At 68.2% G+C, this 19830-nt stretch carries 23 protein-coding genes; 9 read left to right on the plus strand and 14 right to left on the minus strand.

Annotation, left to right across the window (positions count from 1 at the left end):
- The first annotated feature begins 812 nt into the window (after positions 1-812).
- From ASD43_RS04230 to ASD43_RS04255, 6 genes are all read left to right on the plus strand, one after another.
- The gene (locus ASD43_RS04230; RefSeq protein WP_056414027.1) at positions 813-1691 is read left to right on the plus strand and encodes a hypothetical protein; all 879 of its coding nucleotides are present in this window, start codon (positions 813-815) and stop codon (positions 1689-1691) included.
- Positions 1688-2020: a hypothetical protein gene (locus ASD43_RS04235; protein ID WP_157550790.1), complete on the plus strand. Its 333-nt coding sequence runs from the start codon at positions 1688-1690 to the stop codon at positions 2018-2020. The genes ASD43_RS04230 and ASD43_RS04235 overlap by 4 nt, the downstream gene beginning before the upstream one ends.
- 197 nt (positions 2021-2217) lie before the next feature.
- Positions 2218-3219, plus strand: a complete 1002-nt coding sequence (locus tag ASD43_RS04240; protein WP_056414033.1) for an SDR family NAD(P)-dependent oxidoreductase — start codon at positions 2218-2220, stop codon at positions 3217-3219.
- Between the two features lie 38 nt (positions 3220-3257).
- Entirely contained in the window at positions 3258-3767 is a 510-nt protein-coding gene (locus ASD43_RS04245) for a hypothetical protein (RefSeq protein ID WP_157550793.1), read from the plus strand.
- Positions 3768-3876: 109 nt separating this feature from the next.
- Positions 3877-4188, plus strand: a complete 312-nt coding sequence (locus tag ASD43_RS04250; RefSeq protein WP_056414040.1) for a hypothetical protein — start codon at positions 3877-3879, stop codon at positions 4186-4188.
- A gap of 32 nt (positions 4189-4220) precedes the next feature.
- Positions 4221-4601 carry a hypothetical protein gene (locus ASD43_RS04255; RefSeq protein ID WP_056414043.1) on the plus strand — a complete coding sequence of 127 codons (381 nt, stop codon included), beginning with the start codon at positions 4221-4223 and terminating at the stop codon, positions 4599-4601.
- A gap of 9 nt (positions 4602-4610) precedes the next feature.
- Here ASD43_RS04255 and ASD43_RS04260 read toward each other — a convergent pair whose 3' ends face one another.
- The 9 genes from ASD43_RS04260 to ASD43_RS17160 form a co-directional block, all read right to left on the minus strand.
- Complete coding sequence (locus tag ASD43_RS04260; protein ID WP_235564017.1) at positions 4611-5180, minus strand: TetR/AcrR family transcriptional regulator; 570 nt, start codon at positions 5178-5180, stop codon at positions 4611-4613.
- 9 nt (positions 5181-5189) lie between these two features.
- Complete coding sequence (locus tag ASD43_RS04265) at positions 5190-6302, minus strand: sporulation-delaying protein SdpB family protein (protein ID WP_056414046.1); 1113 nt, start codon at positions 6300-6302, stop codon at positions 5190-5192.
- Positions 6299-6841, minus strand: a complete 543-nt coding sequence (locus tag ASD43_RS04270; RefSeq protein WP_056414049.1) for an SdpA family antimicrobial peptide system protein — start codon at positions 6839-6841, stop codon at positions 6299-6301. The genes ASD43_RS04265 and ASD43_RS04270 overlap by 4 nt, the downstream gene beginning before the upstream one ends.
- Positions 6842-6915: 74 nt before the next feature.
- A complete protein-coding gene (locus tag ASD43_RS04275; protein ID WP_157550796.1) occupies positions 6916-7581 on the minus strand; it encodes a hypothetical protein in 666 nt (221 codons plus the stop codon).
- A gap of 139 nt (positions 7582-7720) precedes the next feature.
- Complete coding sequence (locus ASD43_RS04280) at positions 7721-8689, minus strand: hypothetical protein (RefSeq protein WP_045252789.1); 969 nt, start codon at positions 8687-8689, stop codon at positions 7721-7723.
- Entirely contained in the window at positions 8686-9666 is a 981-nt protein-coding gene (locus ASD43_RS04285) for a CPBP family intramembrane glutamic endopeptidase (protein WP_052677591.1), read from the minus strand. The genes ASD43_RS04280 and ASD43_RS04285 overlap by 4 nt, the downstream gene beginning before the upstream one ends.
- The gene (locus ASD43_RS04290; protein ID WP_056414053.1) at positions 9666-10301 is read right to left on the minus strand and encodes a DUF3887 domain-containing protein; all 636 of its coding nucleotides are present in this window, start codon (positions 10299-10301) and stop codon (positions 9666-9668) included. Before ASD43_RS04290 ends, ASD43_RS04285 begins: the two co-directional genes overlap by 1 nt.
- Before the next feature lie 138 nt (positions 10302-10439).
- Positions 10440-10997 carry a dihydrofolate reductase family protein gene (locus ASD43_RS04295; protein ID WP_056419069.1) on the minus strand — a complete coding sequence of 186 codons (558 nt, stop codon included), beginning with the start codon at positions 10995-10997 and terminating at the stop codon, positions 10440-10442.
- A gap of 96 nt (positions 10998-11093) precedes the next feature.
- On the minus strand, positions 11094-11300 hold the full coding sequence (locus ASD43_RS17160) for a hypothetical protein (RefSeq protein WP_157550799.1): 207 nt from the start codon (positions 11298-11300) through the stop codon (positions 11094-11096).
- 175 nt (positions 11301-11475) lie between these two features.
- On the opposite strand from ASD43_RS17160, the gene ASD43_RS16925 reads away from it, so the two are divergent.
- Positions 11476-12444, plus strand: a complete 969-nt coding sequence (locus tag ASD43_RS16925; protein WP_082539251.1) for a G5 domain-containing protein — start codon at positions 11476-11478, stop codon at positions 12442-12444.
- Positions 12445-12489: 45 nt separating this feature from the next.
- Here the strand turns inward: ASD43_RS16925 and ASD43_RS04305 are convergent, their stop codons facing one another.
- Both ASD43_RS04305 and gnd read right to left on the minus strand, forming a co-directional pair.
- Entirely contained in the window at positions 12490-12822 is a 333-nt protein-coding gene (locus ASD43_RS04305) for a hypothetical protein (RefSeq protein ID WP_056414056.1), read from the minus strand.
- A gap of 125 nt (positions 12823-12947) precedes the next feature.
- The gene (gnd, locus tag ASD43_RS04310) at positions 12948-14003 is read right to left on the minus strand and encodes a phosphogluconate dehydrogenase (NAD(+)-dependent, decarboxylating) (protein ID WP_056414059.1); all 1056 of its coding nucleotides are present in this window, start codon (positions 14001-14003) and stop codon (positions 12948-12950) included.
- A gap of 156 nt (positions 14004-14159) precedes the next feature.
- Here gnd and ASD43_RS04315 point away from each other — a divergent pair, with 156 nt between their 5' ends.
- On the plus strand, positions 14160-15338 hold the full coding sequence (locus tag ASD43_RS04315; RefSeq protein WP_056414061.1) for a MalY/PatB family protein: 1179 nt from the start codon (positions 14160-14162) through the stop codon (positions 15336-15338).
- Positions 15339-15706: 368 nt separating this feature from the next.
- Here the strand turns inward: ASD43_RS04315 and ASD43_RS04320 are convergent, their stop codons facing one another.
- Positions 15707-16903 carry a MalY/PatB family protein gene (locus ASD43_RS04320; protein WP_056414063.1) on the minus strand — a complete coding sequence of 399 codons (1197 nt, stop codon included), beginning with the start codon at positions 16901-16903 and terminating at the stop codon, positions 15707-15709.
- Between the two features lie 226 nt (positions 16904-17129).
- A complete protein-coding gene (locus tag ASD43_RS04325) occupies positions 17130-17357 on the minus strand; it encodes a DUF2188 domain-containing protein (protein ID WP_056414066.1) in 228 nt (75 codons plus the stop codon).
- 204 nt (positions 17358-17561) lie between these two features.
- Here ASD43_RS04325 and ASD43_RS17585 point away from each other — a divergent pair, with 204 nt between their 5' ends.
- Positions 17562-19211: a serine/threonine-protein kinase gene (locus tag ASD43_RS17585; RefSeq protein ID WP_056414069.1), complete on the plus strand. Its 1650-nt coding sequence runs from the start codon at positions 17562-17564 to the stop codon at positions 19209-19211.
- A 107-nt stretch (positions 19212-19318) separates the two neighbouring features.
- Here the strand turns inward: ASD43_RS17585 and ASD43_RS04335 are convergent, their stop codons facing one another.
- Positions 19319-19783 (minus strand): VOC family protein, encoded by a 465-nt coding sequence (locus ASD43_RS04335; protein WP_056414073.1) that lies wholly within the window; start codon positions 19781-19783, stop codon positions 19319-19321.
- Positions 19784-19830 lie beyond the last annotated feature (47 nt).

Genomic DNA, 19830 nt, shown 5'->3' on the forward strand with positions numbered 1-19830 from the left:
ACGCTAGGTGTACTGACCTTGACCGTTGTTGATTCGGTCGATCTAGGCCCGTTACTACACCAACGCCCTAAATAGGTAGAGGCGCGCTTGCCCCTCCCCCGAGGCATGCACTTGATATGAGTCGAGGCACCGTTGCGGGACTCAATCTCAAGAAACTCCAGCATGGCCCTCACTGCACACTCCACTATCGGCAACTGACTGAACGACCCGTCCTGCGGGCCGCCCATCCCCGCTATCTTCGGGCCGCTGCAGCAGCTCGTCGCAGAATGAATCAGGGCGCGCTGCCTCAGTCTGTCGTCTATGACCTGGCGCGCATAGCCAATGGCGGCGAGATCCCCGAAGCCGACGAGTCCGAGGGTTAGACGAGAAGCCCACCACCGGCCGCTTCTCCGGCAAGACCGCGATCGCCACGGGGCCCGGAATCGTCAAGGCCATTGCATCCCGCGTCTGCCATCGCGCGATCGAGCACGCGTGATCGCCGCACACAAACTCGACTTGTGCACCTCGCCGCGTTGCACTTCTTCGATGGTGCCCTGATCACGAACCATCGGCGACGCCTGGGAGCCCATCGCCCCGATCGCTGCCTTGACGGCTGCGAGGCACATCACATCACCGGAGACCCTCGCGCTCTCCTTCGGCCCACAGCTTTCACCTGGGTCCGTCGCAGGATCAGACGGACACAAGACTCACCCAGCACGCGCACCCAAATATATTGCTTTCGTCCTCATATGTGGTGTTAGTTGAGTCAAAGCACCGCCGCGCATGAGTTATCCAACGGACCCATGAGCGCGACTCCAGAGAAGAGGACTCCCATGCCGTCTCGCATCAACGATCCCAGGGCAAGCGCGCTCTCACGCATCGGCCAGCGCACGATCGCCGTCGTCGCTACGGCGGGCACGATCATTGCGGGAAGCCTGCTGTGGTCGGGGCAGCCCGCGCACGCGACCGAAGACAGCGCCGGAGTCACCGTGCAAGAGGTCGCGGTCGCCCTCGACGGCGTCAGCAGCGAGCTCATGCAAACTGCCGTGGAACCAACCGAGTCGAGCGCGAGTGCCCCACTCCAGGTGCAGGTGCCGGCGACAGCTTCCGAGGGAGTCTCGCTTTCGGTGGAAGACTTCGACCTCAACATCTCCTTGCCGAACGCGGCGGCATCCGCCGGCGGGCAGCTTCTTGGTGACGGAACGACCGTGTACCCGGCTGACGGCGCGAGCAGCAATGCCGTCATTCCGACAGCGGGTGGCGTCCAGCTGCTCTCGATCCTCGAAAGCCGCGAGGCGTCGGAGAGCTACTCCTATGATCTGACCATCCCGGCCGCCCACCGGCTCGAGGCAACCGCCGACGGCGGTGCCCGCATCGTCGACGAGCAGGGCACTGTCAAGGTTGAGTTCGAAGCGGCATGGGCCGAGGACGCGTCTGGGGCTGCCGTGCCGACGCACTACGTCGTCGAAGGCAACACTCTCACCCAGGTGGTCGAGCACAAAGGCCTGGCCGACGTCGCCTATCCGATCGTGGCGGATCCGCTCCCCGTGGTCGTATTCGTCGTCACCGGGCTCGCCCTAGTCGCGGTTGCCGCCCTCGCCCTGGGGGTCGCGTCATGGCTCGTCATCAGCTGGTGGAACACGTGCCAGGCGAAGGGAAAGTATCCGGAGCTGTCCACCAAGAACGGCTTCACAGCCAGGTGCGTGCGATGAACGAACCCCGCGCGCTCGTCGTCGACGCCTCGGGACGCGCCGACGACCTCGCCGGACGCCTCTTCGTGATCGCATGTTCTCTGGGAATCACCATCGGGCTCATCGCGACCGCAGGGATGCTGCTCGCAGCCGCTGCGTTCACAACCGCCAGCACCTTCACCATCCCCTTCATCGCCACATTCGAAGGCTTCCATGACGTGGGTGGCATGAACGCGGTCACCATCACCGGGTCTTGGGCGACGTCGGCCGGATTTGCGATCCTGCTCGGCTTCCTCCTGTCAGTTGTCATACTCCGCGTCGGTCAGCACCGTTCGTCCTCGAATCGGTGAGGGGAAGGGCAGCAATCGGCAGAGAAGGCAATCAGCCAGCGACCCTCTCCGCCGTGCGCAGCACTTCCTCCGGGCCTCCCGAGCGACGAACGTTGCTCGGGAGGTCCGTTTCTTTGTGCCCACACAGCGAAGGAAGGCGTACGCTGTTCAGTTAGTAGACGCACCGTTGCGAAACCCTCAAGCCTCAAGGAGCACCCATGGCCCTCACCGCACACTCCACCATCGGCGACTGGCTGAACGACCCCACCGGCGGGCCACTCATCCGCGCACTCTTCGAGCAGACGGGCGCCGACCCCGAGCTCCTCACCCCCGTGCTCGGGCTGCCACTGCAGCAGCTCGTCGCCATGAGCCAGGGCGCACTGCCGCAACCAGTCGTCGACGACCTCATGCGCGCGGCCAATGACGGCGAGATCCCCGAGGCCGACGAGTCCGAGGGCTGGACCGAGACGCCCACCACCGGACGCTTCTCCGGCAAGACCGTGATCGTCACGGGCGCAGCATCCGGAATCGGCAAGGCCACCGCATCCCGCATCGCCCGCGAAGGCGGACGCGTCATCGCCTCCGACATCGCCACCGACAAGCTCGACGCCCTGAAGGCCGAGTTGCCGGATACCGACATCACCACCGTCGCCGGAGACCTCACCAAGCAGGACGCGATCGACGCCGTGATCGCCGCCGCGGGCGACCGCATTGACGCCCTCGCGAATGTCGCCGGCATCAACGACGACTTCTCCCCCGCGGGCGAGACGACGGATGCCGTCTGGGACCGCGTCATCGCCATCAACCTCACCGCCCCGTTCAAGCTCATGCGCGCGGTGCTGCCGATCATGGAGAAAGCCGGCCGCGGGTCGATCCTCAACGTCTCCAGCGAAGCGGGCCTGCGCGGCAACGCGTCGGGCAACGCCTACACGGCCAGCAAGCACGGCATCATCGGCGTCACGAAGTCCGCGGCGTTCATGTACGGACCGAAGGGCATCCGCGTGAACTCCGTCGCACCGGGCGGCGTCGCCACCGGCATCCCGATGCCCCCGAACATGTCGGAGTACGGCTCCGGTCGCCTCGCCCCGTTCCAGCAGGCGATCCCGACGGTCGCGACCGCCGAGCAGTTGGCTGCGTCGATCACGTTCCTGCTGTCGGACGACGGCGTGAACATCAACGGTGCCGTGCTGGCGTCGGATGGTGGATGGTCGGTGCAGTAAGCACCCCTATGACTCGCGTGCCGTGTCATCCTTGCGAGATGTGGAACACCTTCGGCGCTGACGTCCTCGTGGCGGTCATTGGAGCAGCTTTGACTGTATCCATCGCTTTTCTAACGTACTTGGGGAGGATCCGACTCGAAGAGCATCGAGCACTGCAGATTCTGATCAACGACCTACACGGTCGACGGGCACTGGCAGTCGGGCGAGGATCCAAGGTGCGGTTTGCTTCTTGGAGCGCATCATTCAAGCGCGCCAACGCGAGCATCATTTCTGCGCGCGATGAGATAAAGGCAACTCGCGCGAAGGTCAGGAAGCACGAGAAAGTGCAGGGGCCTCTTGTCGAGATGATCCGAGCTTGCAACAACTATCTAGAGATGATCGAGGGAGACCCCAGCTCCTATCTCATCTATCTGGCCCAGCTAAAGCTGGAACTGTACGCTCAAGCCCTTCGCCTCGCCAGCGTGCGCAGGGGCCTCAAGGTGGCTCGCCCCGGCGACGGGGCGTTCCAAGAACAATTGAACCCGCATGCAAGACCGTACGCATCTTGAGGCACGGAAGGCACCGTTCCTTCTCAGCGTTCGAGCCCTCGCAGGCGCACCTCCGTCTGATCTTTGACCCGCTCGGCATTGACGGGGTGATCGGTGACAGACTGACTCCATGCCCGAACGTCCAGAGATCGTCTGCCTCTGCGGTTCCATGCAGTTCGCCGAGGACATGCGGTTGGTAAGCCAGTCGCTCACTCTCGCGGGCATCATCGTGCTCATGCCTACCGAGATCGACATCCCGATCACCGACGAGCAGAAGGCCGTGCTCGGCGAGCTGCACCTGCGGAGGATCGACCTGGCCGATCGGGTGGAAGTGGTGAACCGGGGCGAACACTACGGCGAATCGACGCTCCGTGAGATCGCCCATGCAGAAGCCGCGGGCAAGCCCGTGACCTTCGTCGGCCCCGCCTGGGGCCGGCAATAGTCCTCACATCTCCCCCGCCTACAGTGACACGCATGAAGAAGCTCCCCGCGCTCGCGACACTGGCCGTCGGCATCCTTCTGCTGTCCGGATGCTCTCAGGCGTCGACCATCGCGGCGTGCGGTCAGGTCGCGGCCCAGGCCGTGCAGGTGAGCGGTGTGATCGAGAGCTTCAGTTCGCCGACGCCCGAGGCCGCGCAGGCGGCTCTCGCCGAGGTGAAGACGGTCGCCGAGAAGATCCGCGGCATCGATGGTCCCGCGGAGTTCGTCACCCTCCGCGACTCGTGGGCGACGAGCATCGACGCGTTCGCCGCCGAGGGCGAGAAGGCGATCGCCGGTGACGTCAGCGGTGTAGATGCCGCATCCACCCAGCTGCGCACGGCGACCGACGCGATCGTCGCCTACTGCACGCCGTAGCGACCGCAGTTACGCCGCGATCCCCCGCAGCAGCCGCGTGACCGTCTCGTCGACGCGCTCGGCGCTCAACGGCTGACCGATCAGCGCGGCATACGACGCCATGGCGATGAGCTGGTCGGCGATGGCGTCGGCATCCACATCGGCGCGGATCTCGCCCGCCGACTGCCCGCGTGCGATCCGCTCCGCGACCCACGAGCGGATCGGCGCCGCAAGCCGCTCGTTCAACGCGAGTCCGAGCTCGTGATCGGTCGCGGTGACCGCGATCAGCGCCCGGGCGAGCGCCACACCCTCGGGCCGCTCCATACCGGCGGACATCGCCGAGAACCACGCGTGCAGGTCGGCCCGGATGTCATCGCTCATCGCGACAGCGGGGTCGGCGCCGGGCAGGTCTCCCTCGAGAAGCGCCTCGCCGAGGATCGCCGCCTTCGACGGCCACCAGCGGTAGATCGTCTGCTTCGCGACTCCGGCGGTCTCGGCCAGCCCCTCGATCGTCACGACCTCGTAGGTGCCGGCCACGACGGCAGCGCGCATCGCCTCGAGCACGGACCGGCGTGCGGCTTCACTACGAGGACGGGGCATGAGAACAGGCTATCGAGGGGGCGGGCCGCTGACCGCCTCGGCGGCGCCTGCGCTTCGGTGTATCGAGTCGCCGGATGGGGGAATCGCCAGCGAGTCCGTCGCTGACGCGGAAGGCGCACTCGCGGCCGACTGGCGCCCGGTGTCACTGGGGGACGGGGCATGGGTCACGGGCGCCGAGCGCGATGATTCGCCATGCGGCTGCGTGTGAGACCGCATCCGTTTCGCTCGCGCAGGAAGAAGCGATCCGAATGTCGCTCCTTCGCTGTACGGCCGCGCGACCAGCGGGACTGCCAACAGGATGAGTGCCCCGAACATCGTGATCTGGAAGCTCCAGAGTCCGATGAAGACGATGATTCCCAGATGCAGGGCCGCACCCAGCAGCGCGACGGCGACCCGGAGTCGTCCTCGAAGCAGCGGAAGGGCCGCGAGCGCGATCTCCAGCGCCATCGTTCCCCACGTCAGCACGAAAAGGGCGAGTGGGATGGAGGTGACGAAGACGATGAGTTGCAGGAACAGTCCGCTCGACCCGAAGAACCCCTGGCCGATGTAATAGAGCGCTGTTCCTTCCGCCCATTCGGTCTGGAACAGCTTGCCCGCTCCGGAGTAGAAGTACAGGACGGCGACCTGCACCTTCGCCGCGACCAGGAAGACGACAGCAGCTCCGGTACGTACTCCGATCAGTCGCGTTCCGCGGCGACCGGGCATCCAGTGGTTCACCCGGGGATCGCCGAGGCAGATCGGTACCAGCAGGAGTGCGAGGATAGCGGCGATCTGGTCGCCACCCTCAGGAATCGAGATGCTGGAGGCGATACTGAACGCCACCCACGCGTGCAGCACGCTTGTCACCTGCGGCAGGAAGCCGCTGATGACGAGGATCAGCACGGCGATGCAGATGATGCGTCCGAACGCGAGGTCGTCGCGCACGAGGCAGAACAGTCCCGCTTGGTCGACGTGCGTGCAGAGCGGGTAGGTGCCGACGCCGCTCACCGGGCGGAAGAGGAAGTCCTCGCGAGTGAAGGCGACGGTGATCAGACCACCGAGTGCGACGAGCGAGCGCACGAGTCCGAGCAGCGGCGTCCATATGACCGGTTGCGGAAGGCGGATGCGGTCGATCGCGCTCAACAGGAGACCTCCGCATGCAATCCGCTCTGCGCGATCGATGTCTGCTCCGTGTGGTTGCGATACGCCCACGACACGGGGATGGACTGGACGATGACGACCTCGCCGCAGATCGTCGGGGAGGGGACGGCGTTGTCGAGCTTCACCGGTTCCGCCGCGATCAGCTCGTCCGAGCAGACGGCGAGATCCGGCGAGGAGCATTCGACCCAGGCGTCGGCGTTCTCGTCGCCGATGAGGAGGGCCGTCTCCACTCCTTGTGAGCGCCCCTCACGGCTCAGCCCGAAGGCGTTCTCCACTCTCGTGTTCGGGAAACCGGCGATGGATGTCAGCCCCGCGTCCGACACCTGATGCGGCTCGACCTGCGGGTCGCGCGGGGACTTGGTGAAGAAAGACCAGCCCTGCGGGGCGACCGCCATGATGTTGGCCCGGTTCGCCTCCAGGCCGGGAAGGGAGAGGACAGTCTCGCCGATGGAGGCCAGACCGGAATATGCGGCTGCGACCGCGACGACAGCGGTGGGAACGACCAGGTGTCGCACCTTCATGTGATTCATCGGAACTCTTTCGCGCCGGCTTGTGGGGCAGCCTGACGACTGCCCCACAAGCGATCTGCTGTGTATCAGTACGCGTCGAGCGTCTCGGTGAGTCCGACGATGCCCTTCTCGGTCTCGAGTCCGGTCGAGCCGGCCGCCGACCACGCGACGTTCTCCGTCCAGGCCAGGTTCATCTGCACCGCGAGGGTGAGAGCGTGCACGGCTCCGGCCGCTTCCGCGACGGCGACCCAGACGACGAAGACCGGAACGACCGCCATGGGCGTGACGTCACCGGGCGCGACGCGGGCGCCCTCTGACTCGTCCGCAAAGTTCAGCTCGTCCGAAACGGTGCTCAGTGCCTCGGCCGCGTCGACGAACTCCGCCTCGACTCGGAGGACATCACCTGACGTCATCTCGGTGTGGAAGTCCGCGAAGACGTCTGCATCCTTCGCCTCGAGGGCATCGAGCACCCCCTCGACCTTTGCGAGATCCGGCCCGAGCTCGCCGACGCTCTCGCGGAAAGCCGAGTACGCCGGGTCGCCGAGATCTGCGTCGAACTGCGCAGCCATGTCGCCGACACCGAAGTACATGGCACTGAACAGGTCGCGTCCGCTGTCGGTCGCAGTGACGCCCTCCGACGCCGGTGCGATCTCAGCGGCGATGGCGGGCGGGGTCACAGCTGCCGCGCCCAGGGCGACGGCCGCAGCCACTCCGATCGCGGCGGTCGTGCGCTTCTTCAATGTGATTGCCAAGAGCATCCTCCGATTTGTGTTTTTTGGCGCACTCGACTGTCCCGTGCGGGGTCGAGTGGTCGAGAGCCGCACGAGCGGCGTAAGTCATCCCGCGCGGCGGGAGGAGGCTGCTGAGACTTCGGTCATCGAAGCCTCAGCGCTATAGAGACTCGTTGAGTATCGCGGCGGCGCGGTCGGCGTCGGGCATCGCGATCTCGAAGGAACGACCGACGTCGTCCGAGACGTGCAGAGAGCTGGCGGCACCGAGAGCGAGCGCGACTCGGCCGGGCGCGTCGAGACGCACTCCCCACCCGAGCGGTCCAAGAGGGCTACGCGCGGTCTCGGCGTGGGCTCGCGTGACGCGATCGATGCGGATCCGGCCCGGTCCCATCACCGGTGTGGACACGACGGCATCTCCGACGATCGTCACCCGCCATCGCGTCGCGCAGAGTCCCACGAGACCGATCACTCCGCCGGCGATCCCTGCGCCCCACCACAGCAGGCCGGTCGCGGCGAGCACGACGAGCACGATGCCGGATGCGAGCAGCGCCAAAGCCGCAGGAGAGACGAATCTCCGTTCCCAGCGCGTGGGCGCATCCTCCTCCTGTCGCGTCGGCCGGGAGGCGGCCTCAGAAGGGGTCACGTCACCGCGGACGGCGATCCCCGAGCTGATGCCCACCGCCAGGCCGACACCCGCAGCGACGAGGAAGGGCAGGATGCCGGGGTCTGCCGCCAGCCACGGATCGACCACGGTCAACGACGGTGCCACGATGATCGGCAGCGCGAGCGACACGGTGACGGTGATGGCGCTGATCGCGCCGGTCGTGGTTCGACGCGTCCACGCGGACCTCGTCTCGCCGAAGACCAGGTAGCCAGCGAGGACCGTCCACCCCACTGCCGCGGGACCCGCGACGATCGCGATCGTCGCAATCAGGCTGCGCACAGTGGTCACCTGTCCGGCGGCCCACTGGTTCGCGATCTCGGCCGGCAGGCGCGGAGCCCAGAGCGCGGTGATCGCGACGGCACCGATCAGCGCACCGGCGATCGGCAGAAGAACCATCCACCAGACGCGCATGTCGACGCCCGAGCGTGTGCGTGCGTCGATGCGATCCTGCGTGTTCGTCGTCATGTATGGCCCCCCGTGCGTGATGCGTCGTCGCGAACCTCTGACAGGTCCTGGCGCTCTTCGAGCCTGTCATGCGGGTTTTGCGCTGTCAAGTTTTCCTTTCGCAGTCGCTTTGTCAGAACGAGGACTCCGATGACGGCGATCATGATCAGACAGGTCACCCATCCCAGCGGAGAGATGGCCAGAAGGTCGACCTGCTGACCGGCCGCTGCGACGAGAGTCGCGAATGACGCAGTCGCGTTGAACGCGGAGTGGGCGATGACCGCGGGCCAGATCGATGTCGATCGGAGACGGAGCCACCCGAGGATGATCCCGAAGAGCACACACGCCAGCACCATCATGCCGAGGCCGAGAAGATCGGGGCGGCCGAAGTTGTACCCGAGGAGTATGAGCGGAGCGTGCCAGAGACCCCAGATCGCGCCGCTGAGCACGAGCGCGGGCCACACCCCCAGGGGGAGGAGGCGGGGGAGGAGCCACCCTCGCCATCCGACCTCTTCGGCGAACGCGAACGGTGCGCTGACCACCGCGTTGACCGGGATTGCGGCGAGCTGCATGAGCACCACCACGGCACCGGGGATCGCGAGGTCGGAGACGCCCAGCGCACGGACCGACTCCACGTATCCGCTGAACTCGACGAGGTCGAGTTCGATCAGTCCGAGGGCAGCTGCCAGGAAGACTCCCGCGATGACGATCGCCGACCCGAGGAACAGTCCGAGCACACTGAACCAGATCGGACGCGACACCGGACGCGGCGATGTCACGCCCAGCGCACGCCACCGCTCCCCCGGGCGAGGTTTCTGCGCACCCCATGCCGCGAGCACTCCGAGAGCGGGAGCGAACATCACTCCCACGATCAGGAATGGCGCCAGCGGACTCGCGAGACCGCCGGTGAAGTACAACGGCAGCGCGATGACCCACGCGCCGACGAACGACACCAGGAGGAAGAGGATCAGACTCCTCCCGCCGACCTGCGAGCGCATCAGGCGCTCCCTCCTGCCGACGATTCCGGCGCGTTCAGGATGAAGAGACCCGCGATCCGGCCGTCATCGCGGATGCTGACCTTGCCGATCATCTCCCCGGCCTCGAAGGTCAGCGGGACGTCGATCACGACCAGTCCGCTCACCCGGTGCGAGGCGGGCTCGCCGGTCTTCTCGAGAGACCCGACCGCCGCCAGGACGCTCGCCCATGTGTCGCCGAGCGCCTCCGAGGTCATCGCCGACGTCATCTGGTCGTCGAAGTCGGCGACCACCGCCGCCGGATCGCCGGCCGACAACTGCGCGAAGACCGCGATGGCGCGATCGATCGCTGCAGCTGGCACGTCCTTCGCCACAGCCTTGCCGGTGCGCGGATCGAGCGCCTGCCCGAATCGCTGGTACGCGGCCTGTCGAGAAATATTCAATGTGTCTCCCACTTCCTGCCATGTCGCGCCCGCACGACGCGCGTCCTCGACACTCGTCGCCAGGAGCCGATCCGCTTCTGCCTTCAACCCGGCAGCCGCACCGACCAGGCGCATCGCCGTCGCTCTGCTCTCCCGCGAGTGCAGGAGCCCAGCCACCGCCTGCGCACGAGCGAGCGCGGCAGCGGCGATGGAGAACGAAGCCCGTGAATCAGTCATACGTCAAGGATGCCTTCACGTGGCATTACCTGTCAATATCTGGTTTACAGCACGGAAGAATGCATACTACGACGGCCTGTGGAACTCCCCGCGCGACGAGTCGGGCCGCCTCGCGGACCTCTCCCGACGACCGGGGACTCACGCGGGACGATAGATCTGCGCGACCGCACCCGACGCGAACTCCCGCCGATCGACCAGGCGCAGGGCCAGCCGCTCGTTCAGCCCATCGAGCAGCCGCGGCCCGTGCCCGGCGACGAGCGGATGCACGACGAAGGTGTATTCGTCGATCAGGCCGAGCTCGGCGAGAGCCAACGGCAGCGTCACGCCACCGACGGACAGTCCCTGCCCCGGCTGCTCCTTCAACCGCCGGACGGCCTCGCCCAGATCACCGGTGACGAGTTCGGCGTTCCAGTCGACGGAGGGCAGCGTGCTCGAGACGACGTGCTTCGGCATCCGATCGAGGGCGTCGGCGAACGGCACCTCCCACTCGTCCATCCAGTCGGGCCACACCCCGGATGCCGGGCGGCGCCAGGCCGACTGCATCATCTCGTACGTGGTTCGGCCGTAGACGACGGCATCCGCTCGCTGCATGTCAGCGACCCAGAAGCCCATGAGCTCCTCATCGGGGGCGACCCCCGCCTCGTGATGGACGCACCCGTCGAGCGTGACGTTGATCGAATAGCGCAGTGGTCTCATCTCGCCGATCTCCTTCGATGCGGGCGTGCGCGGGTGGTGCGGGATGAGGATCAGAGTACTGCTGTGGCTGAGCGGGCGCGCCACCAGCCCCGGGGCCTAGGTCGAAGGGCTGCGCTTCCAATCCGGGCGGACCTTCCAGGCCACGAAGGCGCTTGCCGCGAAGACCGCGCCCAGCACCGACGGGATCCACGGTTGCAGCACCGAATCCGGATCCGTGAGGCTCGGCACCAACAGGATCAGCGCGGCCCCAGACACGACCATGGGGATGAAGGATCCGAGGAACCAACCGACAGAACGCTTCACTTCCGACCTCCGATGCGGCGATGCAGGAGGCACCGATGGTAGCAGCGGGGGCTGATTCACGATTCATCACGTTTCAGATTCGGCTGTTGTCGGGTGCGCCGTCGTACCGATATACAGGCAGTGGCGCTCTGGGGAACGCCGGCGACTCGTCGCCTCATCGTCGAGGGGAACACTCATGTCACAGCCTCCTGCCGCCTGGCATCCGGATCCGGAGAATCCGCATCAGCTGCGCTGGTGGGACGGCCAGAAGTGGACCGGCGCGACGGCGCCGTCACCGGCCGCCGCCGCGACGACACAGTTCAGCACGGCCGCAGCTCCCGTAGCTCCCGAGGCATCCGCGCCGAGCACGCGTCGCACCGGATGGCGCATGGCAGGGATCATCGTGGGCGCACTCGTCGTCGGCGGGCTCCTCGCCAGGCTGTCGCCGATCGCGATCCTCCTCGTCGCGACCGCCGTGATCGCGGTGGGTCTGGTCGTCCTGTTCTCACGCCCTCTGCCCGCCCTCGGACTTCGATCGCGGCCTTCCGGCCTGCTGGCCCTCGGCCTGGCCGCACTTCTCTTCACCGGCGGCGGCCTCGCGAACGCGAGCCCGAACAGCGGCGGCACCGTGACTGCGGGCGGCCGCTCCCCGTCATCCGAGCCGCAGAGCTTTGCGGCGGTGCCGAGCTCGACGCCCACGCCCACCCCGATTCCGACCACGTTCGAGACGGTGACCGAAGAGGTTGCCGTGCCGTTCGAGGCCACGACCGTCGACGACCCGCAGCGCGACCAGGGCACGACTGCTCTGGTCACCGCCGGCGCGAACGGCGTGAAGGTCATCACGTATCGGGTGACTCTGGTCGACGGCGTCGAGGTCTCGCGCGAGGCCATCGGCGAAGCGATCTCCGTGGCGCCCGTCGCAGAGGTCACGGCGATCGGGAGCAAGGCGCCCGCGCCCGTTGCACCCGCGGCTCCGGTGCCGCTCGTGCAGGCAGGCGGTGGATGCGATCCGAACTATGCCGGAGCCTGCGTGCCGATCGACAGCGACGTCGACTGCGCAGGCGGCAGCGGGAACGGACCGTCATACGTGCAGGGTCCGGTGCAGGTCGTCGGCAACGACATCTACGACCTCGACCGCGACGGCGACGGGATCGCCTGCGACTAGCGGCGCGTCAGATGCTGCGGGCGCGTTTCGTCTCGCTTCGCTCGCTCAACGGGCGGGGACCGTGGTCACCAACGCAGTGGCGATGGCGGCGGCTGTGAGCCCCAGCACTCCCGAAGCGAGGAACGCGGCACCCGCGGGCCAGACCGCGAGCAGCGTGACCTCGTAGCTGCCCTCGCCCATCGGCTCCAGCTGCTCGATCGACCCGGTGACCGTCAGCGCGATGCCGACGATCAACGCGATCAGAGGGATGCTCCAGGCGAGCGTCCACGACAGCCGGCGAACCGTCCTGCGGCTCAGCGGGGGCGGGGCGGGTTCGTCGCGCGTCTCGGTCCGAGCCTGCGCGGTGCGCTCGCGCGCAGCATCCGGTGTGCCATCCATGCCTGCACCATAGCGCTCGCGGGTCGGGCACGGACATGCGCCAGGAGTGCGGATGCGGGCGCGTTTCGTCTCTCTCCGCTCGCTCAACGGGCGGGGCCTCGCACGACGAGCGAGGCCCACTCGACTCAGTCGGACTCCGCCTTGCGCGCACCGGCCTCGAGCACGTCGCCGGCGGGCAGCTCCTGGTGGCCGCCGAACTGCAGACGCATCGCCGACAGCACCTGGTTCGCGAAGTGGTCTTCGCCGCGCGACGCGAAGCGCTCGAACAGCGAAGCGGCGAGCACCGGCACGGGAACTCCGACGTCGACGGCGGCCTTGACGGTCCAGCGCCCCTCGCCCGAGTCCGACACCCGGCCGGCGAGTCCGTCGAGCTGCGGGTTCTCGGCGAGCGCGGCCGCGGTCAGGTCGAGCAGCCACGACGAGATCACGGATCCTCGGCGCCACAGCTCGGCGACCTTCGACGTGTCGATGGGGAACTGGTAGAACTCGGGCTCCTCGAGCGGGGCGATCTCGGCGGAGTGCTCGGCCTCGCGCACCCCGGCATCCGCGTTGTGCAGCAGGTTGAGCCCCTCGGCGATCGACGCCATGATGCCGTACTCGATGCCGTTGTGCACCATCTTCACGAAGTGCCCCGCACCCGACGGGCCGCAGTGCAGATAGCCCTGCTCCTCGGGAGTGAGGTCGCCGGTGCGACCGGGCGTGCGCTCGATCTCGCCGACACCCGGGGCGATCGTGCGCAGCACCGGCTCGATGCGCTGCACGGCCTCGTCGGGCCCGCCGACCATGAGGCAGTATCCGCGGTCGAGGCCGAACACTCCGCCGCTGGTGCCGACGTCGACGTAGTGGATGCCGCGCTCCCGCAGTGCCGCAGCGCGCCGCACGTCGTCGCGGTAGTTCGAGTTGCCGCCGTCGATGAGGATGTCGCCCTCATCGAGCACCGCCGCGACCTCGTCGGCGACCTGTCCGGTGAGAGAGGCGGGCACCATCATCCAGATGGCCCTGGGGGCTTCGAGCTTCGACGCCAGGTCGGCCATACTCTCGGCGCCCGTCGCTCCCTCCGCGACGAGGGCCTGCACGGCATCCGCATTCACGTCGTAGACCACGCAGTCGTGGCCGTCGCGCATGAGACGGCGCACGATGTTGGCGCCCATCCGGCCGAGTCCGATCATCGCGAGCTGCATGAGGTTCCCTTCGTCGCCGCCGACTCGCGGTACCGCGAGCCGGGTCGGGGCAATCCTGGCACGCGAGGCTATGACGCTCAACGGCGACCCGCGGGCAGATGCCGCGCCTGTCGCCGACCCGGGCCCGGTGTCGCCTGCGGGTGGAAGGATTGGACCATGACCTCCCCCGCGTTCGACCAGATCACTCGCGACGACCTGCACAGCGCGGGCAGCCTGAAGTGGACGACCTTTCCCGACATGATCGGCGCGTTCGTCGCGGAGATGGACTTCGGTCTCGCCCCCGCCATCACCGACGCGGTCAAGGATGCTCTCGACGTCGGCGTGACCGGCTATCTGCCCGAGCGTCTCGCGAAAGACCTCTCCGCCGCGACCGCCCGCTGGTACGCGGAGTCGTACGGGTGGGAGATCCCGGCCGACCGGGTGCACCATGTGCCCGACGTGATCGCCGCGTTCGAGCTGGCGATCGAGAACTTCACCTCCCCGGGGTCGGCCGTCATCGTGCCGACGCCCGCGTACATGCCGTTCCTCTTCGTGCCGCCGATGCATGATCGCCGGGTGATCGAGGTGCCGAGCATCGAGGTCGACGGACGCTGGGTCATGGACCTGGATGCCGTCGCCCAGGCGTTCCGCGACGGCGGCGAGATGCTCGTGCTCTGCAACCCGCACAACCCCCTCGGCACCGTCGCGACCCGCGACGAGCTGCTCGCCATCGCCGAGACGGTGACGGCCGCGGGCGGACGCGTGTTCGCCGACGAGATCCACGCCCCCATCGTCTACGCCCCGGCGCAGCACATCCCCTACGCCTCGGTGTCGGATGCCGCGGCCGCCCACACCTTCACCGCGACGTCCGCCTCGAAGGCCTGGAATCTCGCCGGGCTCAAGTGCGCCCAGGTGATCATCTCGAACGACGCCGACGCCGAGCTCTGGGAGCGCCTCGGGTTCTGGCCCGGGCACGGCACCTCGACGCTGGGCGTCGTGGCGAACATCGCGGCCTACACGGCGGGCGCCCCGTGGCTCGACGAGGTCGTGGAGTACCTCGACGGCAACCGGCGGATGCTGGCGCAGCTCGTCGACGAGAAGCTCCCCGGCGTGCGGATGATCGTGCCCGAGGGCAGCTACATCGCCCTGCTGGACTTCCGCGAGACGGGGCTGACCGGCGATCTCGCCGAGTGGTTCCGCGAGCACGCGGGCGTCGCGATGACCGACGGAGCCGCCTGCGGCGAGGCGGCCATCGGCTACACGCGGTTCGTGTTCGCGCTGCCCCGACCCCTGCTGGTCGAGGCCGTCGAGCGCATCGCCGCGGCGCTGGCCGGGCGGGCCTCGGTCTCCGTCTAGCCGCCGCGGGCGCCTGGCCGCCTTTCCGCCCGCCCGCCGCGCCCGCCCGCCCACCGATTCGAGCGGGGTCAGTTCCGCACCCGAAACAGGCCTCCCGGATGCGAAATCGACCCCGCACCGGGCCGCGCACCGATTCGAGCGGGGCCAGTTCCACACCGGAAACAGCCCTCCCGGATGCGAAATCGACCCTGCACCGCGCCCCGCCCACCCCACCGCCGCACCGCGCGCGCCCACCGATTCGGACGGGGTCAGTTCCGCACCCGAAACAGCGCTCCCGGATGCGAAATCGACCCCGCACCGCGCCCGCCCGCCCGACCACCGCGCCGCGCCCGCCCGCGGCGCCCGCCCGCCCCGCCGCACCAGCCGGTTCAGCGGTCGCGCACCGCATCCCCCATCGCGGCGATGGCCTCGCGAAGGATCGGCCGAGGGGTGGCGAACACCACGCGGACGTGGTCCTCGTATCCCCGACCGAGCAGGCGGCCGTCGGTCAGCACGACGCCCGCCTGGTCGCGGAAGAACGCGGCGGGCGAGCCGTCGATCTCGAGCGCGCGTGTGTCGATCCAGCCGATGTAGGTCGCCTCCGGTTCGCGGTACACCGCCCCGGGCAGCTGCTCGGCGACGAGCGACCCGAGCTCGCGACGCGACTGCGAGAGGTACTCGAGCACCCCGTCGAGCCACGGCTTGCCCTCGCGGTATGCCGCGGTGGAGGCCACCACTCCGAGCGTCGCGGCACCGTGCTGCACCGAGAACCCGAACCTCTTGTACAGCTGCTGGTCGGCGTCGTTCGAGGTGATCAGCTGCGCGGTCTTGAGCCCGGGGAGGTTCCAGGCCTTCGATGCGCTCGTTCCGGTGATCGTGTGCGCCGCCGTCGAGTCCGACAGCGAGGCGTACGGGGTGAACGGCCGGCCGTCGAAGCGCAGCGGCGCGTGGATCTCGTCAGCGAACACGCGTGCGCCGTGCCGCTCCACGATCTGGGCGAGAGCTTCGAGCTCCGCACGCTCGACCACGGTCCCGGTGGGATTGTGCGGATTGCAGAGCACGAGCGTGCGGGCACCGGCCGCGAAGGCCTCGTCGATGCGCTGCAGATCATGGTGCCAGCGCACCCGTCCCTGCGCGTCGACCGTCTCGATCCCGGGCACCTCGATCACCGGATGCCCGATCGACGGCAGATATGTCAGAAACGGCATATATGCCGGAGTCGGCACGATCACCGCGGATCCGGCAGGCGCATACTCCTCGACGGCGACGCGCAGGGCCGCCATGACGTCGGAGACCGGATGCACGCGGTCGGGGTCGATGTTCCAGCCGTACTCGTCGCGCATCCATGCCGCCGTCGCCTCGCCGAGCCTGGCGGCCAGCGGCGGCGAGAGATACCCGAGGTTCTCCTCGTCGATCGCCCGGTGCAGCGACTCCGCGATCACCGGCGCGACGCCGAAATCCATCTCCGCGACCCACGCGCCGATGTGGCCGGGATGCAGACTCCACTTACGGCTCTCAGGTCGATCGAGATCGAACCTCGTGCGGGAGTCGAACGGATGCGGGTCGGTGTTCACGGAATCGCTCATGGTGCTCGACGCTCAGCCCTCGACTCGACATCGCGGCGCACACGCGCGCTGCGGTCGACGAGTCTTCATGACGGTGCGGCGACTCTCGGACACGGAACTCCTTCACGGTGGAGTCTCCAGGCTACGGATGCCTGCGGGCTCGCGGCCAGTCCGATGTCGGCCCATGACACGGTTCCGCGCGTTCCGGGCGCCTTCCGCTGAGGTGACATCTCTCCGAAGATCGCGCTCAGTTCATGAGGTCGCGCGGATGCCAATCGTGCAGGTTGCGGGTGTCCGACGGCCCCTCCTCCGAACGCACGGCGTGCTGAACCTGGCGTGCGGCGGCCGCGCCCCGACCGACCCGGACCGCCTCCTCCTCGGTCTCGAAGCTGGAACCCAGCGTGCGGGCTTCGCCCTCGATCCGGTTGAACCAGATCCCGTCACGCTGGAAGGTCTCGATGTCGCCTGCGGCCATGCCCCTACCTTTCGATCTCCCTCTTTTCTACGTCAGAGTGCGACCGGGGCCGAGACCCTTGACACGTTCGGGCACGCTCTCCGTCCGCCGCTCAGGCGACCGCATCCATCGATCGACGTCCGCGTCAACCCCTGTGACGAGCACCCGCCGCCGTCGATACCGTGTGACGTTGCATGACCCGGATGCAGCTGCAAGGAGCACGTGATGACGCTGGAAGTGATGTCGCCCACGGCGGCACTGCTCGATGGACGCTACATTCTGCACGATCGTGTGGGACAGGGCGGCATGGCGACGGTGTACCGCGCCGAAGACACCCACCTCGGCCGCACCGTGGCGATCAAGATGATCCACGAAGGTCAGGGGCCCGTCGCCTCGATCGAGCGCGCGCACACCGAGAAGACGCTGCTCGCCTCGCTGAGCCATCCCTCTCTCGTCACGCTGTACGACGCGCAGCTCACCCCGAATCGCCCGCAGTACCTGGTCATGGAGTTCGTGAAGGGGCCGACGCTGGCCGACCGCATGACCGACGGCCCGATGCCGCCCGCGGACGTCGCGCGGATCACCCGCGACCTCGCCGCGGGGCTGACCGCCGTGCACGCGGCGGGGATCGTCCACCGCGACGTCAAGCCGTCGAACGTGCTGCTCGCCTCCGATCGCACGGGTCGACCGGTGGTCGCGAAGCTCGCCGACTTCGGCATCGCGTGCGCCATCGACGACACCCGGCTCACCACTCCCGGCATCGTGCTCGGCACCCTCACCTACATGGCCCCGGAGCAGCTCCGCGATCAGGAGCCCGGCACGCCGGTCGACGTGTTCTCTCTCGGTCTGGTCGCACTCGAAGCCCTCACCGGCGAGGCCGGATACCCCTCGCTCGCGTCGGGGCGCGCCGCGGCCATCGCCCGGCTCGCGCACCCGCCGATCATCCCGGCGACGGTGCCGGACGGCTGGCGCGACCTGATCACGCGGATGACGCGCCTCGACCCGCAGGAGCGCCCGACCGCCACCGAGGTCGCCCGCGTCGCGCGCGGCCTGGTGCGGGGATACGCTGCCGACACGAGCGAGACCGCGATCGCCGCGGGTTCCGCATCGATCGTCGCGGCCGCCGGTCCGACCCCCGCGCGGGGTGTGGTCGGCGGGGCAGACGCAGTCGGCGGGGCAGACGCAGTCGGCGGGGTCGACAGGGTCGGAGTGCCCGGTGCAGCCGGTGAAACCCGCGCAGTCGGTGTAGTCGGCGCGGCAGGCGGAGTAGGCGCAGCCGGCGCAGCAGACGATCGAGTTGCGGCAGATACGGCGCATGAGCCGGATGCGGTGGGCCCGGCGCGGGATCCGGGAGCGGCCGGGGCGACTCGGACCGGTGCCACGGCCGTGTTCCCCGCGACGGACGGCGCGGACGCTCCCCTTCGCGCCCGCACGCCGCGCGGCGCCCGCACCGGCACCCGCACCCGCGTGATCGCCGGCGCTGCCGGTGTTGCCGCGGCCGGGGCGCTCGTCGTCGGTCTCGTGGCTTTCACCGCGCCGGCATCCGACATCGGGCGCGTGGCGTCGACGGCGGTCGTCCGTACGGCGTCGACATCCGCTGAGGCCGAGCCGCAGAGCACGCCCGTCGAGACGGTCACCGACGCGGAGACGCCGGCGAACTCCGGAACCCCCGGCAACTCGGGCAACCCCGGGAACTCGGGCAACCCCGGGAACTCGGGCAACCCCGGGAACTCGGGCAACCCGGGAAACTCCGGAACCCCCGGAAACTCGGGCAAGGCCGACAAAGCCGACAAGCTCGACAACCCCGACAAGGCCGACAGACCGGACAAAACAGACAAGCCGGACAAGTCGAACGGCGACTCCGGCAAGAACTGACCCGGGTCGCGCGTTCACGATTCAGCATGGACGGGCTCGCTCCCCCTCGACACCCAGTCTCGAGCCGCTCCGCCGCATCTCATGCTGAATCGTGAACGGCATCCGGCTCAGCTCGCGTACGCCGCGCGCACGTCGAGCACCCATGTCACGCCGAAGCGATCCGTCAGCATGCCGAAGCCGGGCGACCATGCCGATGCCGCGAGCGGCTCGACGATCGAGGCCCCGTCTGCCAGCGCATCCCAGTATCCGGCCAGCTCGTCCAGCGAATCGGCCCGCACCGACTGGAAGAACGTGCGATCGGTGAGGGTCGCGCCGTTCTCCCGTGTGGTCGTGCCGGCGGTCGCGGCCGTGTCCTCCGCCGCTCCGGGGATGTCGTACGCCATGAGCCGGAACCCGTCGGCGTTCTCGACCTGTCCGAACACGACCTTGTCAGCACCGGGCACGTCGGCCGGCATCCCGAAGTCTCCGTAGGTCGCGAGTGTCACCTCCCCGCCGAAGACAGACCGGTAGAACTCGAGCGCAGCCCGCGCCGTGCCGCGGAAGTTGAGGTGGGTGGTGGTTGCGATGGACATGGGATCTCCTCGATCGTCGCGGCAGCGTATCCGCCGTCGAGAGCCAC

Source organism: Microbacterium sp. Root553, assembly GCF_001426995.1.
GTDB lineage: Bacteria > Actinomycetota > Actinomycetes > Actinomycetales > Microbacteriaceae > Microbacterium.